The 15959-nt window shown below is 42.1% G+C and carries 14 protein-coding genes; 9 read left to right on the top strand and 5 right to left on the bottom strand.

The genetic code is table 11. The features are described 5' to 3' along the window. Positions 1–6 precede the first annotated feature (6 nt). Both pdxH and recJ read left to right on the top strand, forming a co-directional pair. A complete protein-coding gene (gene pdxH, locus F903_RS01745; protein ID WP_005194046.1) occupies positions 7–663 on the top strand; it encodes a pyridoxamine 5'-phosphate oxidase in 657 nt (218 codons plus the stop codon). Continuing rightward, positions 664–2364 carry a single-stranded-DNA-specific exonuclease RecJ gene (gene recJ, locus F903_RS01740; RefSeq protein ID WP_005194044.1) on the top strand — a complete coding sequence of 567 codons (1701 nt, stop codon included), beginning with the start codon at positions 664–666 and terminating at the stop codon, positions 2362–2364. Positions 2365–2404: 40 nt separating this feature from the next. On the opposite strand, the gene F903_RS01735 is transcribed toward recJ, so the two are convergent. After that, on the bottom strand, positions 2405–3187 hold the full coding sequence (locus F903_RS01735) for a putative porin (RefSeq protein ID WP_005194042.1): 783 nt from the start codon (positions 3185–3187) through the stop codon (positions 2405–2407). Between the two features lie 411 nt (positions 3188–3598). Here F903_RS01735 and prfB point away from each other — a divergent pair. The 5 genes from prfB (at position 3599) to F903_RS01710 (ending at position 8454) form a co-directional block, all read left to right on the top strand. Beyond that, positions 3599–4694 (top strand): peptide chain release factor 2 gene (gene prfB, locus F903_RS01730; protein ID WP_155757036.1). Its coding sequence is split into 2 segments (ribosomal slippage): positions 3599–3670 and positions 3672–4694, totalling 1095 coding nucleotides; the frame shifts between segments, so codons are not numbered across the junction. 184 nt (positions 4695–4878) lie between these two features. Then, entirely contained in the window at positions 4879–5181 is a 303-nt protein-coding gene (locus F903_RS01725) for an ArsR/SmtB family transcription factor (protein WP_034594680.1), read from the top strand. A 55-nt stretch (positions 5182–5236) separates the two neighbouring features. Continuing rightward, a complete protein-coding gene (locus F903_RS01720; protein ID WP_005194038.1) occupies positions 5237–6301 on the top strand; it encodes an alkene reductase in 1065 nt (354 codons plus the stop codon). Positions 6302–6427: 126 nt separating this feature from the next. Beyond that, positions 6428–7747 (top strand): 3-deoxy-D-manno-octulosonic acid transferase, encoded by a 1320-nt coding sequence (locus F903_RS01715; protein WP_005194037.1) that lies wholly within the window; start codon positions 6428–6430, stop codon positions 7745–7747. Then, the gene (locus F903_RS01710) at positions 7744–8454 is read left to right on the top strand and encodes a 16S rRNA (uracil(1498)-N(3))-methyltransferase (RefSeq protein WP_005194035.1); all 711 of its coding nucleotides are present in this window, start codon (positions 7744–7746) and stop codon (positions 8452–8454) included. The genes F903_RS01715 and F903_RS01710 overlap by 4 nt, the downstream gene beginning before the upstream one ends. On the opposite strand, the gene F903_RS01705 is transcribed toward F903_RS01710, so the two are convergent. Continuing rightward, positions 8434–9423, bottom strand: a complete 990-nt coding sequence (locus F903_RS01705; RefSeq protein ID WP_004673405.1) for a mechanosensitive ion channel family protein — start codon at positions 9421–9423, stop codon at positions 8434–8436. The genes F903_RS01710 and F903_RS01705 overlap by 21 nt on opposite strands. Positions 9424–9873: 450 nt before the next feature. On the opposite strand from F903_RS01705, the gene acs reads away from it, so the two are divergent. Beyond that, positions 9874–11832: an acetate--CoA ligase gene (acs, locus tag F903_RS01700; protein ID WP_005194033.1), complete on the top strand. Its 1959-nt coding sequence runs from the start codon at positions 9874–9876 to the stop codon at positions 11830–11832. A gap of 88 nt (positions 11833–11920) precedes the next feature. Here acs and sfnG read toward each other — a convergent pair whose 3' ends face one another. Both sfnG and msuE read right to left on the bottom strand, forming a co-directional pair. After that, complete coding sequence (gene sfnG / locus F903_RS01695; protein ID WP_005194031.1) at positions 11921–13024, bottom strand: dimethylsulfone monooxygenase SfnG; 1104 nt, start codon at positions 13022–13024, stop codon at positions 11921–11923. A gap of 27 nt (positions 13025–13051) precedes the next feature. Further along, entirely contained in the window at positions 13052–13792 is a 741-nt protein-coding gene (msuE, locus tag F903_RS01690; protein WP_004673400.1) for an FMN reductase, read from the bottom strand. Positions 13793–14141: 349 nt separating this feature from the next. Between msuE and F903_RS01685 the strand changes: the two genes are divergently transcribed. Then, complete coding sequence (locus F903_RS01685) at positions 14142–14792, top strand: response regulator transcription factor (protein WP_005194029.1); 651 nt, start codon at positions 14142–14144, stop codon at positions 14790–14792. Positions 14793–14915: 123 nt separating this feature from the next. Here the strand turns inward: F903_RS01685 and omp33-36 are convergent, their stop codons facing one another. After that, positions 14916–15788: a porin Omp33-36 gene (gene omp33-36 / locus F903_RS01680; protein ID WP_265596651.1), complete on the bottom strand. Its 873-nt coding sequence runs from the start codon at positions 15786–15788 to the stop codon at positions 14916–14918. Positions 15789–15959 lie beyond the last annotated feature (171 nt).

The raw sequence follows: 15959 nt of genomic DNA, 5'->3' as shown, positions 1-15959 counted from the left end.
GTCGGCATGAGTGATGTGATTAAAGACTTAAGTGAATTACGTTTGAGTTATGAGCAAGGTGAGTTACACGAAGCACAAATTAGTGATCATCCTCATCTTCAGTTTTTAAACTGGTTTAATCATGCTTTGGCTGCACATTTACATGAGCCGTATACCATGTCTTTGGCAACGGCAAATGCCCAAGGGCGACCACATGTGCGTACCGTACTGTTGCGTGGCGCAACGGAAGCGGGATATGACTTTTATACCAATTATGATAGTCAAAAAGGTATCGACCTTGCTGAGAATCCTTTTGCCGAATTGTTATTTTATTGGCCAAGTTTAGAGCGTCAGGTACGGATTAGTGGTCAGGTGATTAAGATTTCGGAACAAGAGTCAGCCGAGTATTATCACAAACGCCCACGTGATAGTCAGATTGCAGCACATATCAGTACACCGCAAAGTGGATGCATTGCCAGTCGTGATGAGTTACAGCAACGTTTTCAAGACTTGCAGCAGCAGATCGGTGAGCAGGGTGAACTTGCCAAGCCAGAATTTTGGGGTGGCTATCGTTTAGTGGCTGACTATTATGAGTTCTGGCAGGGACGACCGAATCGGTTACACGATCGTTTGAGTTATGAAAAACAAAATGGACTTTGGGTTATCCAACGTTTGATGCCATAAATGACCAAAATGCAGATTCAACAAAGGCCTTTTCTGACACGCCCTGAACAGTTTCAGGGCGTACCGTCGTTTATGGCTGAAATTTTAGCGAGACGAGGGGTTCAATCTGAACAAGAACTTGAGCTAAAGCTAAAGCATTTACTTTCACCCAATTTAAAAGGCTTAGATACTGCCGTTGAACTGATTAATCAAGCAATTGATCAGCAGAAAAAAATTGTCATTATTGGTGATTATGATGCCGATGGTGCAACCAGTACGGCGTTGATGGTCTTGGTATTAAGGGAAATGGGTGCAGACGTTGAGTATCTCGTGCCCGACCGTTTTAAATATGGTTATGGACTCACACCAAAGATTGCTGAGCTGGCACAACAAAGCTATCAGCCTGATTTACTGATTACAGTCGATAATGGTATTTCCAGCCATGCAGGGGTAGAAACAGCGCAAGCTTTGGGGATGCAGGTGATTATTACCGATCATCACTTAACCACAAAAGCGACGCCAAATGCAGAGGCGGTGGTTAACCCAAATCAATTGGGTTGTGATTTCCCGAGTAAAGCATTGGCCGGCGTGGGTGTTGCTTTTTATGTGTTGGCCAAACTAGCTAGTGCTCGCACTCAGCTGGGTAAAAGTAGCTGTAAAGTCACTCAATATTTAGATTTGGTTGCACTCGGCACTTATGCGGATGTGGCAACTTTGGATTATAACAATCGGATATTGATTGATACGGGTCTAAAGCGCATTCAGCAGCAGCAATGTCGTGCCGGAATTTTGGCTTTACTGGATATTGCCAAACGCGATACAGCAACATTACGCGCGCAAGATTTAGGGTTTGTCATCGGACCACGAATTAATGCGGCTGGGCGTATGGAAAGTATGCGTATTGGTATTGAATGCTTGTTAGCACCAGATCTGGCAACGGCTTATCCGATCGCACAACAACTGAATCAACTGAATATCGAACGCCGCCAAGTTGAAACTGAAATGAAGCAACAAGCATTAACGGCTTTGCAACATATTCAGCTTGAAACCGAACATCTGCCAGCAGTTTTGGTAATGTTTGATGAGCAGTGGCATCAAGGTGTGATTGGTATCGTCGCTGGGCGGCTAAAAGAACAATTTTATCGCCCAAGTTTAGTATTCGCCCCTGATGAAGATGGTATTCATATCAAAGGATCTGCGCGTTCCATCGATGGGATTCATATCCGTGACATGATTGAACAAGTGGCGGAACAGCGCCCTGACTTGGTCAGCCATTTTGGTGGCCACGCAGCAGCAGCAGGCTTGACCCTGAAAAAGCAAGATTTTGATGAATTCAAAATGGTCTTTACCCAGTCTATCGCTGAAATGGATGATGATTTATTTCAAGCGACATTGTGGACGGACGGTCAGTTAGTTGATTCAGCTTTACATTTGTCCACATTGGATTGGATCGAACAACTTGGACCGTGGGGGCAAAAGTTTCCGTTGCCTCAGTTTGAAGGTCGCTTTAAAGTGATTGACTATCGCTGGTTGAAAGACCAACATTTGAAATTAAAAGTTTCACTTGGGCAGCAATCTGTTGATGCAATTGCTTTTAATGCAGTTGATCGTTTTGAATTTAATCCGATGTTGGGCTATGTCGATTTGGTTTATACCCTAGAACGTAATATCTATAATGGAAATACTAGCTTGCAATTGCAAGTGGTACATTTAACACAATAAAAAATCGCCCTTAGGGCGATTTTTTATATCTTTGGTTAGATTAGAAGCGGTATTTTGCTGCAACGCCAAATGTATTGTAGTCATTTTTGGCAACAGTTCTATCTTTACCGAAACCAACACGTCCTTCTAAACTCATTTGTTGGTTAAAGAATTTACGTGCATTTACGCCAAATTCACGTTGCTTTGATAGGTCATTGTCGTAGTAATCAGCACCGACACTGAGTGTTTTATCAATATAGTAGTCAGCTGCGAGATTAAACTCATCCAAATCACCGAATGCTGCACCTGCCTCTAAGTTGATGTCATTTCCACCAACTTGAGTCACGTATTTAGCACGAATGGTTGGATCAACACCATCATCAAATTTGTTGTCATAGCCTTTCGCACCGACTGCAAGCAACAAACCTGGGGCTGGTAGATAACCGACTTCAGCACTGTAATAAGTCGTCTTGATGTCTCGTGCATGATCCAGCTTTAACGTATTACGGCTTACATCACCGCTAAGATAAAAATCAGAGTTAGGAACAAAGTATTCGACACCAACACCATAAGTATTGTCGTCAGTCGCGCCTTTATCTTTCCAAGACGCTTCAGCACTTACATTGCTTGCTCGATCTAAAAATGCTGCTTCGGCAAGTGGTGCATTACGGGTTTGTACAGGATTGAAATAATATTTACCGTTAATCGCGAAGTCACTGCCTGAACTACCTTTATCAGGGTCGATATAACCTACCGATGCGCCAACTTCAGCTTGATAAGCATGAGCAGTCCCTGTTACTGCAAGTGCAGATAAAAGTGCTGATGCAATTGCTAATTTTTTCATGGTTATGCCCCTTTGAGATAATGAACCAAATGAAATTTCGATTACATGTTTTGTTACAACTTCCAGTCTAGGCTAAAAAAACGATGCGTCAATCCTAAGTCGGTAATCAAATGGTACGAATGTAAGTGAAATGTAATTTAGTTTGTTTAATATATTGATTTTAATTGATAAATATTAATGTTTTGATTTATTAAAACTTAGGGTAGATTGTGTGTTTTGGTATTTTTCGTGTAATTCATAAACACTATTGTCGCTAAATGTGTCGTTTAAGAATAATAAAATCAATAAGAAAAAAAGGATTATTTTGAAATCAGCAATAAGGAAATCTGTTCGAATCACAGAGGCTGTGTAGTGTAAAACACTTATGTTAAAATGATCGATTGAGTGAAAAAATATTGTGAGACAAAACGCGTGGAAATTAATCCGTATTTAAACCAATTGAAAGATTTATCTGATCGTAGCCAAACACTACGGGGGTATCTTTGACTACGATCTAAAGGCTGAGCGTTTAGAAGAAGTTTTAAGAGAGTTAGAAGACCCTGAGATTTGGAATGATCAAAGCCGCGCGCAAGCCATCGCTAAAGAAAAGGGCAGTTTAGAAAATACGCTTGGGGTGTTTGACCGTTTGGCGGAACAGCTTGATGATGCCAAGGCAATGCTTGACCTCGCTGTTGAGGCGGATGATGAAAGCTTATTGCTTGATGTGCAAAGTGAATTAGACAGTGCTGAAACAGCATTGGCCAATCTTGAATTCCGTCGTATGTTTAGTCATCCAATGGATCCAAATCCATGCTTCCTCGAAATTCAGTCAGGCTCTGGCGGTACTGAAGCGCAAGATTGGGCATCGATGCTGTTACGTATGTATCTGCGTTGGATCGAGCGTCACGGTTTTAAAGCTGAATTGATGGAAGTGTCTGACGGTGATGTGGCAGGGATTAAATCTGCAACCATCCGTGTTGATGGTGAGTTTGCCTATGGTTGGTTACGGACAGAAACGGGTGTTCATCGTTTAGTACGTAAATCACCATTTGATAGTAACAATAACCGTCATACATCTTTCTCTGCCGTGTTTATTTCTCCTGAGATCGATGACAATATTGAAATTGATATCAATCCATCCGATGTCCGCACGGATACTTATCGTGCTTCGGGTGCAGGTGGTCAGCACATTAACAAAACGGATTCTGCGGTGCGTTTAACCCATGCACCAACAGGGATCGTAGTTGCTTGTCAGAACCAGCGTTCACAACATGCGAACCGCGACCATGCTTGGAAACAGTTACGTGCCAAACTCTATGAATTAGAGATGAGTAAACGTAATGAAGCTGCGCAAGCCTTAGAAGATTCAAAGTCAGATATTGGTTGGGGCAGTCAAATTCGTTCTTATGTTTTAGATGATTCACGCATTAAAGACTTGCGTACAGGTGTGGAAAACTCGAACACCAAGGCGGTTCTCGATGGTGATTTAGATAAATTTATCGAAGCAAGTTTAAAGCAGGGTCTATAAACCTCTTTCCTAAAAAGAGACTTTGGAAAATTAATTTAAACGGCAAGCTCGTTTAGCAAGAGGTGGTTAATCGGAAAAATATGATATTAATATCGAAAAAAATAGATATTAATATTTGAAAATTTCGATATACTGGCTCTAGGTGCTGAACGAAGCTTCGCTTGTTGAGAAACGTGGTGAGTCTATGGATATTGATGTTATAAGCAAGGCCCTAGCCAATCCATTACGACGACAAATTTTGCAATGGTTGAAAGAGCCGGAGCGATTTTTACCCGTTGAACAATGTGGTGGTAGTTTTGAACGTGGCGTATGTGCAGGGCACATCGAACGTTTAGGCAAAGTTGCGCAATCGACGATGTCGAATCATTTGTCTGTATTACAGCAGGCAGGTTTGATACAGGTTGAAAAATATGGACAGTGGTCATATTTCACGCGTAATGAAGCTTTGATTCAGCAATACATCGAACATTTGAAACAAGCACTCTAAACGGTATTAAAGGTCAACCCTTTAATACGCTGATAAAAGTGAAGTTGAGGCGATCATGGCTGAACTAAATTCTGCGTTACAAGTAGGTGATTTTACGATTAAAAATCGCTTGGTTTTAGCACCGCTTACCAGAGCACGTAGTGGTGAAGAGCGTATTCCAAACGATTTAATGGTGGAGTATTACCAACAACGTGCCAATGCGGGCTTAATCATTACTGAAGCAACAGTGATTAGTCCTAAAGCAGCGGGTTATGCCAATACACCAGGTCTATGGTCACAAGAGCAGGCTCAGGCGTGGCATAAAATTGTAGATGCTGTGCATGTGCAGGGTTCAAAAATTGTGGTTCAGCTCTGGCATGTTGGGCGTATTTCACATCCAGATTTATTGGAGGACGATATCCCAGTTGCGCCAAGTGCGATTCAACCTGCGGGTGAAGTGAGTTTACTTCGTCCTAAACGTCCATTTGTGACGCCTCGTGCTTTATCTCATGAGGAAATTCAAGAGATTGTTGCACAATATAAAAATGCCGCCGAACTTGCCAAAGCCGCTGGCTTTGATGGGGTTGAACTACATGCAGCGAACGGCTATTTGATTGACCAATTCTTACAAAGTGGAACCAATCAACGTAATGATGAATACGGTGGCTCAGTTGAAAACCGTGCGCGTCTATTGTTACAAGTCGTGGATGCTTTTATCGAAGTATGGGGTGCTGGCCGGGTCGGCGTACACCTTGCTCCGCGTGGTGACTCACATGATATGACGGATGAAAATCCGTTAGCAACGTTCGGTTATGTGGTTGAGCAACTGGATCAACGTAATGTTGCCTTTATTTTCACTCGTGAATATGAAGCTGAAGACAGTTTAATGCCCGCTTTGCGTCCAAAGTTTAACGGTGTTTGGATTGCCAATGAAAAATTAACGCCTGCATCGGCGAAACGTATTTTGGCAACAGGGCAAGCAGATGCAGTCTCATTTGGGTTGGCTTATATTGCAAATCCTGATTTATTAGACCGTTTAGAGCATGATTTACCCTTAAATCAGGTGAATTTTCAAACGTTATATGCTGCTGATGCAGAGGGTTATACCGATTATCCTGCATTTGAAAAGTTAGAAGCGTAATTCGTTTGATAAATTACTCATGTCATTAAGGTTTGTTGAATATCAACGAACCCTAAAAAATGGCATGAGTTTTTTGTTTAAATTCCGCATAATGAGCTGAAATCAAATTGTGAATCATGGTCTCGAATGGCGCAGGCAAAATCAGCACAGCAAACCCCATTTTGGTATAACTTTTTATTGGCTTGTCTTAAGCCGTTATATCGTTGGAAAATAAAACTACGTGCTGAAAGTGATGCGCTATTTCAACAAGAATGTATTGAGCGTTTTGGTCCCTTTCAACCGCCTAAAAATCTGCATGCAATGTGGTTTCATGTAGTCTCGGTGGGTGAAACCAATGCAGCGCAGCCGTTAATCGAACATTATTTAAAATTAGGTCATCCTGTTCTAGTGACCAATACCACTAAGACAGGTCAAGCCCGCGCAAAATCCCTATTTCTAAAAGTACCTTATCTGGATTTATTTCAAGCCGTCTATTTGCCTGTTGACCAAAAATCGTTGCTCAAGCAGTTTTTTGCACTGTATCAACCGAAAATTTTAGCGTTAGTCGAAACTGAAATCTGGCCAAATTTAATTGCAGCAGCACAGCAGTACCAGATTGCTTGTATTTTATTGAATGCTCGACTATCAGAAAAATCAGCCAAAGGCTATGCCAAGGTGAGACGATTAACCCAGCCGATGTTGCAGCAACTCACGTGGATGTTGGCACAAGATTCCGCCACCTTAGCGCGTTATGTTGATTTAGGTTTAGATCAAACCAAGAGTCAAGTGGTGGGAAATATTAAGTTTGATATTACCGCACCAACAGATTTTATTGAGCAAGCAGAACAACTAAAACAAGATTGGCAATTGGCAGGTCGGCAAATTATCACTTTAGCCAGTACTCATGCGCCTGAAGAAGAGAGCCTACTGAAGCAGCTTCAACCACATTTAAATTCAAACCCAAATTTACTCTGTATCGTTGTGCCACGTCATCCTGAGCGTTTTGATGAAGTCTATAAAGTTTGCCAAAATCTAAATTTAAATACGCAGCGTCGCAGTTTAGGACAGCGTATCGAGGCTAATACCCAAGTTTTTCTAGCCGATAGTATGGGTGAAATGTGGTTGTGGTATGCCATGAGTCAGGCGAGTTTTGTTGGTGGTTCACTGAATGAACCCGGTGGCGGGCACAATATTCTAGAGCCGATGGTGTTGAATGTGCCCACTGTCATAGGCCCTCGGTATTTTAATTTCCAAAGCATTGTCGATGAATTCGTTATAGCACGAGGAATTTTGGTCGGGGAAAATGCTGAACAGGTGACAGCGCAGCTTCTCGGCTGTTTGGATGATTCAAAGCAACGTCAGCAACTCATCGAACAGGCTCAAGTGGTATTGCAACGCAATCAAGGTTCGTTGCAACAGCATATTCAACTGCTCGATCACTATTTGAAAGCAACAGATGCATCATGAACATCGTTTTACTTGAACCCTCTCAAACTGCTTGCGCAGAGCAATGGTTGATTGAAAATCCACGTCAATTGCAACATTTAAAACAGTATGTTCAACCGAATGTTGGCGATCATCTAAAAGTTGGCATTCGCCATGGTCAGCGTTATCTCACTGAAGTTTTGAATATTTCAGAGCAACGGATTGTGTTGAAACCGATTCAGATGGAGGCAGTGCCTGAAAAACTTCCTGTGCATTTGATTCTTGCGTTACCACGACCGAAAGTATTACGTCGCATCATCATGGATGCGGTCACACTGGGTGTAGAGCGGATCAGCTTGATTCATAGTTATCGGGTGGATAAGAGTTATTGGCAAAGCCCATTTTTGCAACAACTCAATGACTATGTCACTTTGGGGCTAGAGCAGGCAGGCGATACGGTTGAGCCTGAAATTCAGATGTATAAACGCTTTAAACCTTTTGTAGAGGATGTGCTGCCAAGTTTGATTAGCGCCGAAAAACCTGCCTATGTAGCGCATCCTTATGCAGACCAGTCGATGCCGCATGCCATTCAACAGGCATGTACTGTGATCGTTGGACCAGAAGGTGGCTTTATACCGTATGAGATTGAGCTGCTCAAAAAAAATGGTTGCCAAGCGATGCGCTTGAGCAACCGTATTTTACGTACAGAAACCGCTATTTCTTATATTTTAGGTCGTTTGATTGTCTGAAGGCTTCATGTTTGTTGGAAGTTGAGCGACTTGGTTTGACTGAACCTTAAACTCTTGGATCGGATAAGGAATATTAATTCCTTGGGCACTAAATGCTTGTTTAACCTGTGCTTGTATCATACTTGAAGAGGACAGAATATCGGTTTCTGTGGTATCAATCCACCAACGAACAGTAAGGTTGACTGAGAAGTCTGCCAGTGCAGTCACATTGACCGAAAACTTTGGTTGACTCAGGACGCTGCGTTCATTGTTGAGAATATCCAACACGATTTGCTTGGCTTTTTGTTCATCATCATCATAGCCAATCCCCACAACAAATTCACAGCGTCGTTGCTGATAAGCTGTATTTACGGTGATTGCACTGGTATACACCGTCGCGTTAGGGATCACGATCCGACGACCATCATAAGAGCGTAAAAAAGTGGCTCGAATTTGAATATCTTCAACGGTGCCTTCCATCCCATTGACAATAATGGCATCACCGATGCGGAACGGTTCTCCTAATAAGATCAGTATGCCAGATAGTAAGTTCTGGAAAATATCTTTGAAAGCAAAACCAATCGCAACCGAGCCAATCCCTAGTGCGCCAATCAATTGACCTGGAGTAAAGCCCGGAATCGCGATCACAAGTGCGATCAGGAAGCCGAAAAATAAGATAAAAGTACTGCCGACACGATGTAGCACAAGGACTAAGTTTTGCCGCGTGTAAGAGCGATTACTGAGGGTTTTGTTGATAAAGAATTTAAAAAATTTAGTCAGTAGCCAAAACAAAACAAAGACAAAAATGGCCAAGCAGATATAAGGAACGCGTTCCCAAAAAACCAGCACCATTTTATCAATAGCACTATATGCCTCATGGTATTTTTCAGTATGCGCCAATACGGTTTCTGAGGTTTTTGTGCCTGCTTGTTGGATCAGTGTACCTGTATCTTTAGCGACACTCGTCAAGTTAATTTGTTCGTTTGCCAAGGGGACGTCTCTATTTCGTTTGGAGGTTGATCAAGAAAGCCATCATGATGAATGTATGACCAACATGGATGAAAAATTTACTAACAGCTTTATCGGTTTATTTTATAACGAAACCATCGTAATCGTTTATGATTATTGTTGGAAAAAATGTTGCTGAATAGACGATCATCATGGTCGGTATTTATGATGATTCGCGCGCTTAAGCGTGGGTCAATGATCAAAATAACGATCAATTTTGAGAATAAAAACCATCGACAAGTCGTTCATATTTAAATTATTTTAAATAAATTTTCAAACTAGATTGGGTGTATAAGAACAATACTCCTACGACCAAAGCCGCATTGTTTACTCGTGTATATGCTCGCCATACTGCAAGAAAGCACAAGCATACCCAAGAAATAGATGTGTACATCTAGGGTATGAGATAAAAGACCAAGGAAGTAATAAGTTATGAAAGAAATCTACCCAGTGCCTGAAAAATTTAAAGAAACGGCAAGAATTTCGGAAACAGACTATTTCAATCGCTATCAATATTCTATTGAACAGCCTGATGCATTTTGGGCAGAAGAAGCACAAAATATTGATTGGATGAAACCATTTACCCAAGTCAAAAATACCAGTTTTGACCCAGATCATTTTAAAATTGAATGGTTTGCTGATGGGGAGCTGAATGTCTCTGCTAACTGTCTGGATCGTCATTTAAAAGACAATCCATTAAAGCCTGCCATTATATGGGAAGGCGATCATCCATCACGTCATAAAATCATTTCATTCGCTGAATTGCATGATGAAGTTTGTCGTTTTGCTAACGTTCTCAAGAAACATGGGATCAGCAAAGGGGATCGCGTCGTCCTCTATATGCCAATGGTACCTGAAGCAGCGATTGCCATGTTGGCATGTGCGCGTATCGGGGCTGTGCATTGTGTGGTTTTTGGTGGTTTCTCACCTGACTCTTTGGCCAGCCGTATTGATGATAGCCAAGCGAAATTAGTGATTACTGCCGATGCTGGGATGCGTGGTGGCAAGATTATTCCGTTAAAAGAAAACGTGGATGCTGCTTTAGAAATTGAAGGTACCGATAGTGTTGAACATGTGATTGTGGTGCATCGTACGGGCAATCCGATTCAGTTCAATGAAGCACGTGATTTGTGGTATCACCTCGAAATCATGGAAGTGAATGAACACTGCCCACCTGAGCCAATGAAAGCGGAAGACCCACTATTTATTCTGTATACCTCTGGCTCTACAGGTAAGCCAAAGGGCGTATTACATACTACTGGTGGTTATCTGGTGTATGTAAATACCACGTTTAGAGAAGTGTTTGATCTTAAAGAAGACGATGTGTACTGGTGTACTGCCGATGTGGGTTGGATTACAGGGCATAGTTATTTACTGTATGGACCGCTGTGTAATGGCACGACAACGGTCATGTTTGAAGGTATTCCACAATACCCAACATGGGCACGTATCGGTCATGTGATTGATAAGCATAATGTCACCATTCTTTATACTGCACCAACCGCGATTCGCGCCATGATGCGAGAGGGTGATGCTTATGTTCGTGAAAGTGATCGTAGTAGCCTTCGTTTATTAGGCTCTGTGGGTGAACCAATTAACCCAGAAGCATGGAATTGGTATAACGAAGTGGTCGGTGAAGGCCGTTGCCCGATTGTGGATACATGGTGGCAAACAGAAACAGGCGGTATTTTGATTTCACCATTACCAGGTGCCACTGCATTGAAACCAGGTTCAGCAACTCGACCAATGTTTGGGGTTCAGCCTGCTTTGGTGGATGGTGAAGGCAATGAACTTGAAGGTGCCAATGAAGGTAACCTTGTCATTAAAGATTCTTGGCCAGGTCAAATGCGCACCATTTGGGGTGATCCTGAACGCTTTATTGAAGCGTATTTCTCGACCTTCAAAAATAGCTATTTCACAGGTGATGGCGCACGTCGTGATGCAGATGGCTATTACTGGATCACAGGCCGTGTCGATGACGTACTCAATGTCTCTGGACATCGTCTAGGGACTGCTGAAATTGAAAGTGCACTGGTGGCCCATGAAGCAGTTGCTGAAGCGGCTGTGGTTGGTATGCCTCATGACATTAAGGGACAAGGCATTTGTACCTTTGTGACCTTACAAGCGGATGTCTCTGAGTCTGAAGAGTTACGTAAAGAGTTGGTCAATTGGGTACGTAAAGTCCTTGGTCCAGTGGCAACGCCAGATGCCTTGCATTGGGCGCCCGCTTTACCAAAAACTCGTTCGGGTAAAATCATGCGTCGTATCTTGAGAAAGATTGCAGCGAATGAATTGGATAGCTTAGGCGATACATCAACCCTTGCTGAACCAGCGGTAGTTGATGCCTTAATTGCAACAGTGTATCCAACAGCAAGCAGTGTTGAAGGATAAATAGAAAAAGCCCCCAAGCCGAGTCTTGGGGGTAGTTTTTTGCGCCACAACCTTTTATTTTTCTTCTTATTCAAAATACCATTTAAGTTTAAGCCGATTTAGCGGTTAGTTGATTTCGTTGTTCTTGTTCCAACTGTCGCACCAGAGGCAGTACTTTCTCTCCAAAATATTCAACTTCTTCAATAAAATGCAGAAAACCTGACAGCACAAGATCTACGCCCACATGTTTTAACGCCACAATGCGTTCAGCGATTTGTTGCGGTGTGCCGATTAAATTGGTTTTAAAGCCATCGTTATATTGCACTAAATCATCGAAAGTTGATTTTGCCCAATTGCCTTCAGCTTCTGGTGCAGCAGCACCTGCTTCACGGGTTGCGTCTCGAAAGGCATTGACTGCCTCTACATTTGCCTTAGCGATGATTTCATTCAGCACAGCATGTGCTTCTTGCTCTGTATCGCGGGCAATGATAAATGCATTCACTCCGATCTTCACTTGTCGATGGGCAAGCTTGGCTTTGTGACGAACGTCATCGACCTGTTTTTTGATTTCTTCGATGCTATTGCCATTGGTAAAATACCAATCTGAGACGCGTGCGGCCATATCTCGTGCAGCACGTGAACTTCCTCCTTGGAACACTTCAATAGAGGGTTTTTGTAGAGGTTTTGGTTTTAGGGTGTAGTTTTTGAATTGATAATATTTGCCTTCAAAGCTGTAATCGTCCGTGCTCCAAATGCCTTTGAGTGTACGAATAAATTCCTCAGAGCGGACATAACGTTCATCATGTTCAGGCCAAGGCTCGCCTATTGCATCGAACTCGCCACGAAACCATCCACTGACGACATTAATCGCAACACGACCTTGGGTGAGATAGTCAATGGTCGCTAGTTGTTTCGCGGCAAGTACAGGCTTCCAAGGGCCAGGTAAGATGGCAGCAATCACTTTAAGTTTTTCGGTCTTGGCTAATAGCGCATGACTAAAGCTGACTGATTCATGTTGATTTTCTGCACCGTAGCCTGCGGTGAAACGGATTTGGGTCAGTGCATATTCAAAGCCACTTTTCTCTGCAGCTTGTGCTAGACGGATATTATAGTCATAGCTCCAGTCGGTACGTTGTTCGATATTGCTCACCACAAGTCCACCACTGACATTGGGGACCCAATAAGCGAACTTAATTGCTGATGTTGTTGTCATTTTCCTACCCTTTAGACATTTTTGATTTTATGCGACGTGGGTTAAATTCTTTGTAGACTTGGGGTGCAAGCGAGATTCGGCTGCATCTAAGTCTGGAACGGCCGCAGATGGTAAAACCTCTGCTTGTTCAATCTGTTTGTTAATCCCTAGGTTTTGATTGGCCTGTTCGGTTTTGGCTTTGATCACGGCAGCGCGTTGTCCTTTGGCTGGTGCCCATTCTAGAATCGGTAAAGCGCGTGCAACGGCTAAGGTCACACGATCAGACAACTGTTCACTTTTGACGGTATATTCTGGTGTGAAATCACGATCAGTTGCATAGACCCCGATGGGTAAGGTTTGCGCTTGGAAGAAGCTAAACAATGGGCGCAATTGATGCTCTAGTACCAATGCATGACGGTCGCTGCCACCTGATGCAGCCAATAAAACTGGAACATCGACCAACGCTGTTTGTTCGACAAAATCGAAGAAGTGTTTGAATAATCCTGTGAACGAAGCACGATAAACAGGTGTACCAACAATCAATGCATCGGCTGCTTCTACCGCAGCCAAGTCATCTTGTACTCGTTGGGGTAATTGATTTCGATAAATTGCACCACCCAATAACGGCCCAATTTCACTGAGTTTCACAAAATGTACTTTGATATGAATGGCTTCAGCAAGCTCATCTAGAATAGCTTGGACTAAGCTCTCTGTCTTTGATGGGCTATTTAACCCCCCAGAGACAGCAACGATATTGAGGGGAGTAGAAACAGTATTACGATTGGACATAGTGATAGCCTAAATAAAAGTTCATTAGCAATGGCTTTTATTTATCTATATCGCTGCACCACAGTAAAATAAGCAAATACTGCAAGCTTATCTGATTTAAAGATATATCGCCCAATCGTGCAAAATTGGAAATTTAATGCGGTTTAATTCTATGTTTCTATTCAAAATTTTGAATGTTAAATTTGATTTGATCTGATTTATACGAATATCTGATTTATTTTACTGGAAAAGGAAATAAAAAATGTCAGAGTGCTTGACCAATGGTTTATTTAAAAATAGGCTTAGATAGGTTAATTTTAATAAACACCGTACAGTGACGTACTAAAACAGCAGATTGCTTATAGCGCTTATGAATATTTTAATTGTAGATGATCACCCTCTCTTTAGACATGCTTTAATTCAAGCGGTTCGTTACAGTTTGCCACAAGCGCAGATCCAAGAAACGGCTGATGTAAACGAATTCTATAAGCGGTTAGAACAGGGTGCAGAACCAGATTTAGTGTTACTCGATTTAAATCTACCTGGTGCTTCGGGTTTCTCGGCTCTGGTCTATGTGCGGGCGCAATATCCTGCCATTCCGATCATTGTGGTATCAGCGCATGAAGAGGCTTCAATTATTCAGCGTGCCATCGCACATGGTGCTATGGGCTATATTCCGAAGTCATCACATCCAAGCCATATTGGTGAAGCAATTAAACATGTGTTAGAAGGGGAAATCTGGTTACCGCCAAGTTTACCGAAACATGCGGGTTTTGATCCAAGAGCCGCCGATGAGACCGCTTTGGCAGAACGTTTGCAATCACTGACCCCCCAACAATTCCGTGTGCTTATGATGGTTGCTGAGGGATTGTTGAACAAACAAATCGCCTATGAGTTAGAGGTTTCAGAAGCCACTATTAAAGCGCATGTGACTGCGATTTTTCGTAAATTAGGGGTACAAAACCGTACTCAAGCCGTATTAGCCATTGGTGCATTAAATATTGAAGACAAAAAGATGTAATTCAATATAAAGATAAAGGTGCGATACTTTATTTCTCTTTGATCTTTAAAAATAAAAAACCAGTTCAAATGAACTGGTTTTTTATGATCTATCGTCTGCTCTATATAGAGCATAGATTCAATCTTAGAAACGGAACTTCGCGTTTACGCCAACAGTTTGCGTATCTAAGTCAGCATTTACTGCATTTGCATTTACGTAGCTTGCACCAACAGCAACCGCTGGAGTGATGAAGTAGTTTACGTTTGTACCCCAAGCTGAATCACGAGCACTATTAAAGCTAGATTCTGAGTAAGAAGCACCAACGCTTAACTTAGGTGTTAGGTAAAGATCAGTTTTTAATTCGAAAGCAGTGTCATCACCATATACAAGACCAGCTTCAAAGCCTACAGCCATGTTAGTACCGTCGATGTTACCTACGTATTTAGTACGTGCAGTAATCGCATCTTGGTCTTGACCGATTGTTTGTGCTTCAGCTACTGATTTAGCAATACCACGTGAAAGTACGCTGTTTGCATCCAAAGCGAATTGGTCAGCAATGCTAGTATAACCTACAGCAACTAAGAAATTAGGTGAAAGCATTGCACCCACTTCTAATGCATAACGATCGCCATTGTCTTTTTTGCCATCGATTTTAGTTTTAGAGTGGCTATATGCAGCACTTGTATAAACTGGTAGGTAAGGTGTAGGGATGTAAGCTTCACCTTTAGCACCAAGAGATTCGTTCTTTGTAGTTACGATTTCATCACCGCTTTCTTTCGCAAAGCTATAAGCAACAGAAACGTTAGATGCATGGTTTAAGAACGCAGCTTCAGCTAAAGGACCTTTAGAAGTGTCTACATTTTTGAAGAAGTAACTTACTTGTCCAGCACCAGTAAAGTCTTTGTCATTTTGCTTAGTATCTAGAAATTCAGATTGACCTTGAACTTCAACTTGATAAGCGTTAGCACCGGTCATGGCTAATAATAAAGCAGTGGCTAAACCGAGTTTTTTCATAATAATTTCCAGCTTTAACAGTGATTGAGTTAAGTTGGGGTCATTGTATTGTAACAAAGTATGATGTCAATGTCATAAATCCAAGCCTCCGACGAAGGGTGAAACACTGACCACATTTTGTTTAAAAAACAAACAAAAGCAAAGTTTGTTGTCAACGCTCAATAAAAGTTATAA

It is taken from the genome of Acinetobacter sp. NIPH 298 (assembly GCF_000369505.1).
Lineage (GTDB): Bacteria > Pseudomonadota > Gammaproteobacteria > Pseudomonadales > Moraxellaceae > Acinetobacter.
This window is presented reverse-complemented; position numbering and strand designations above follow the sequence as displayed.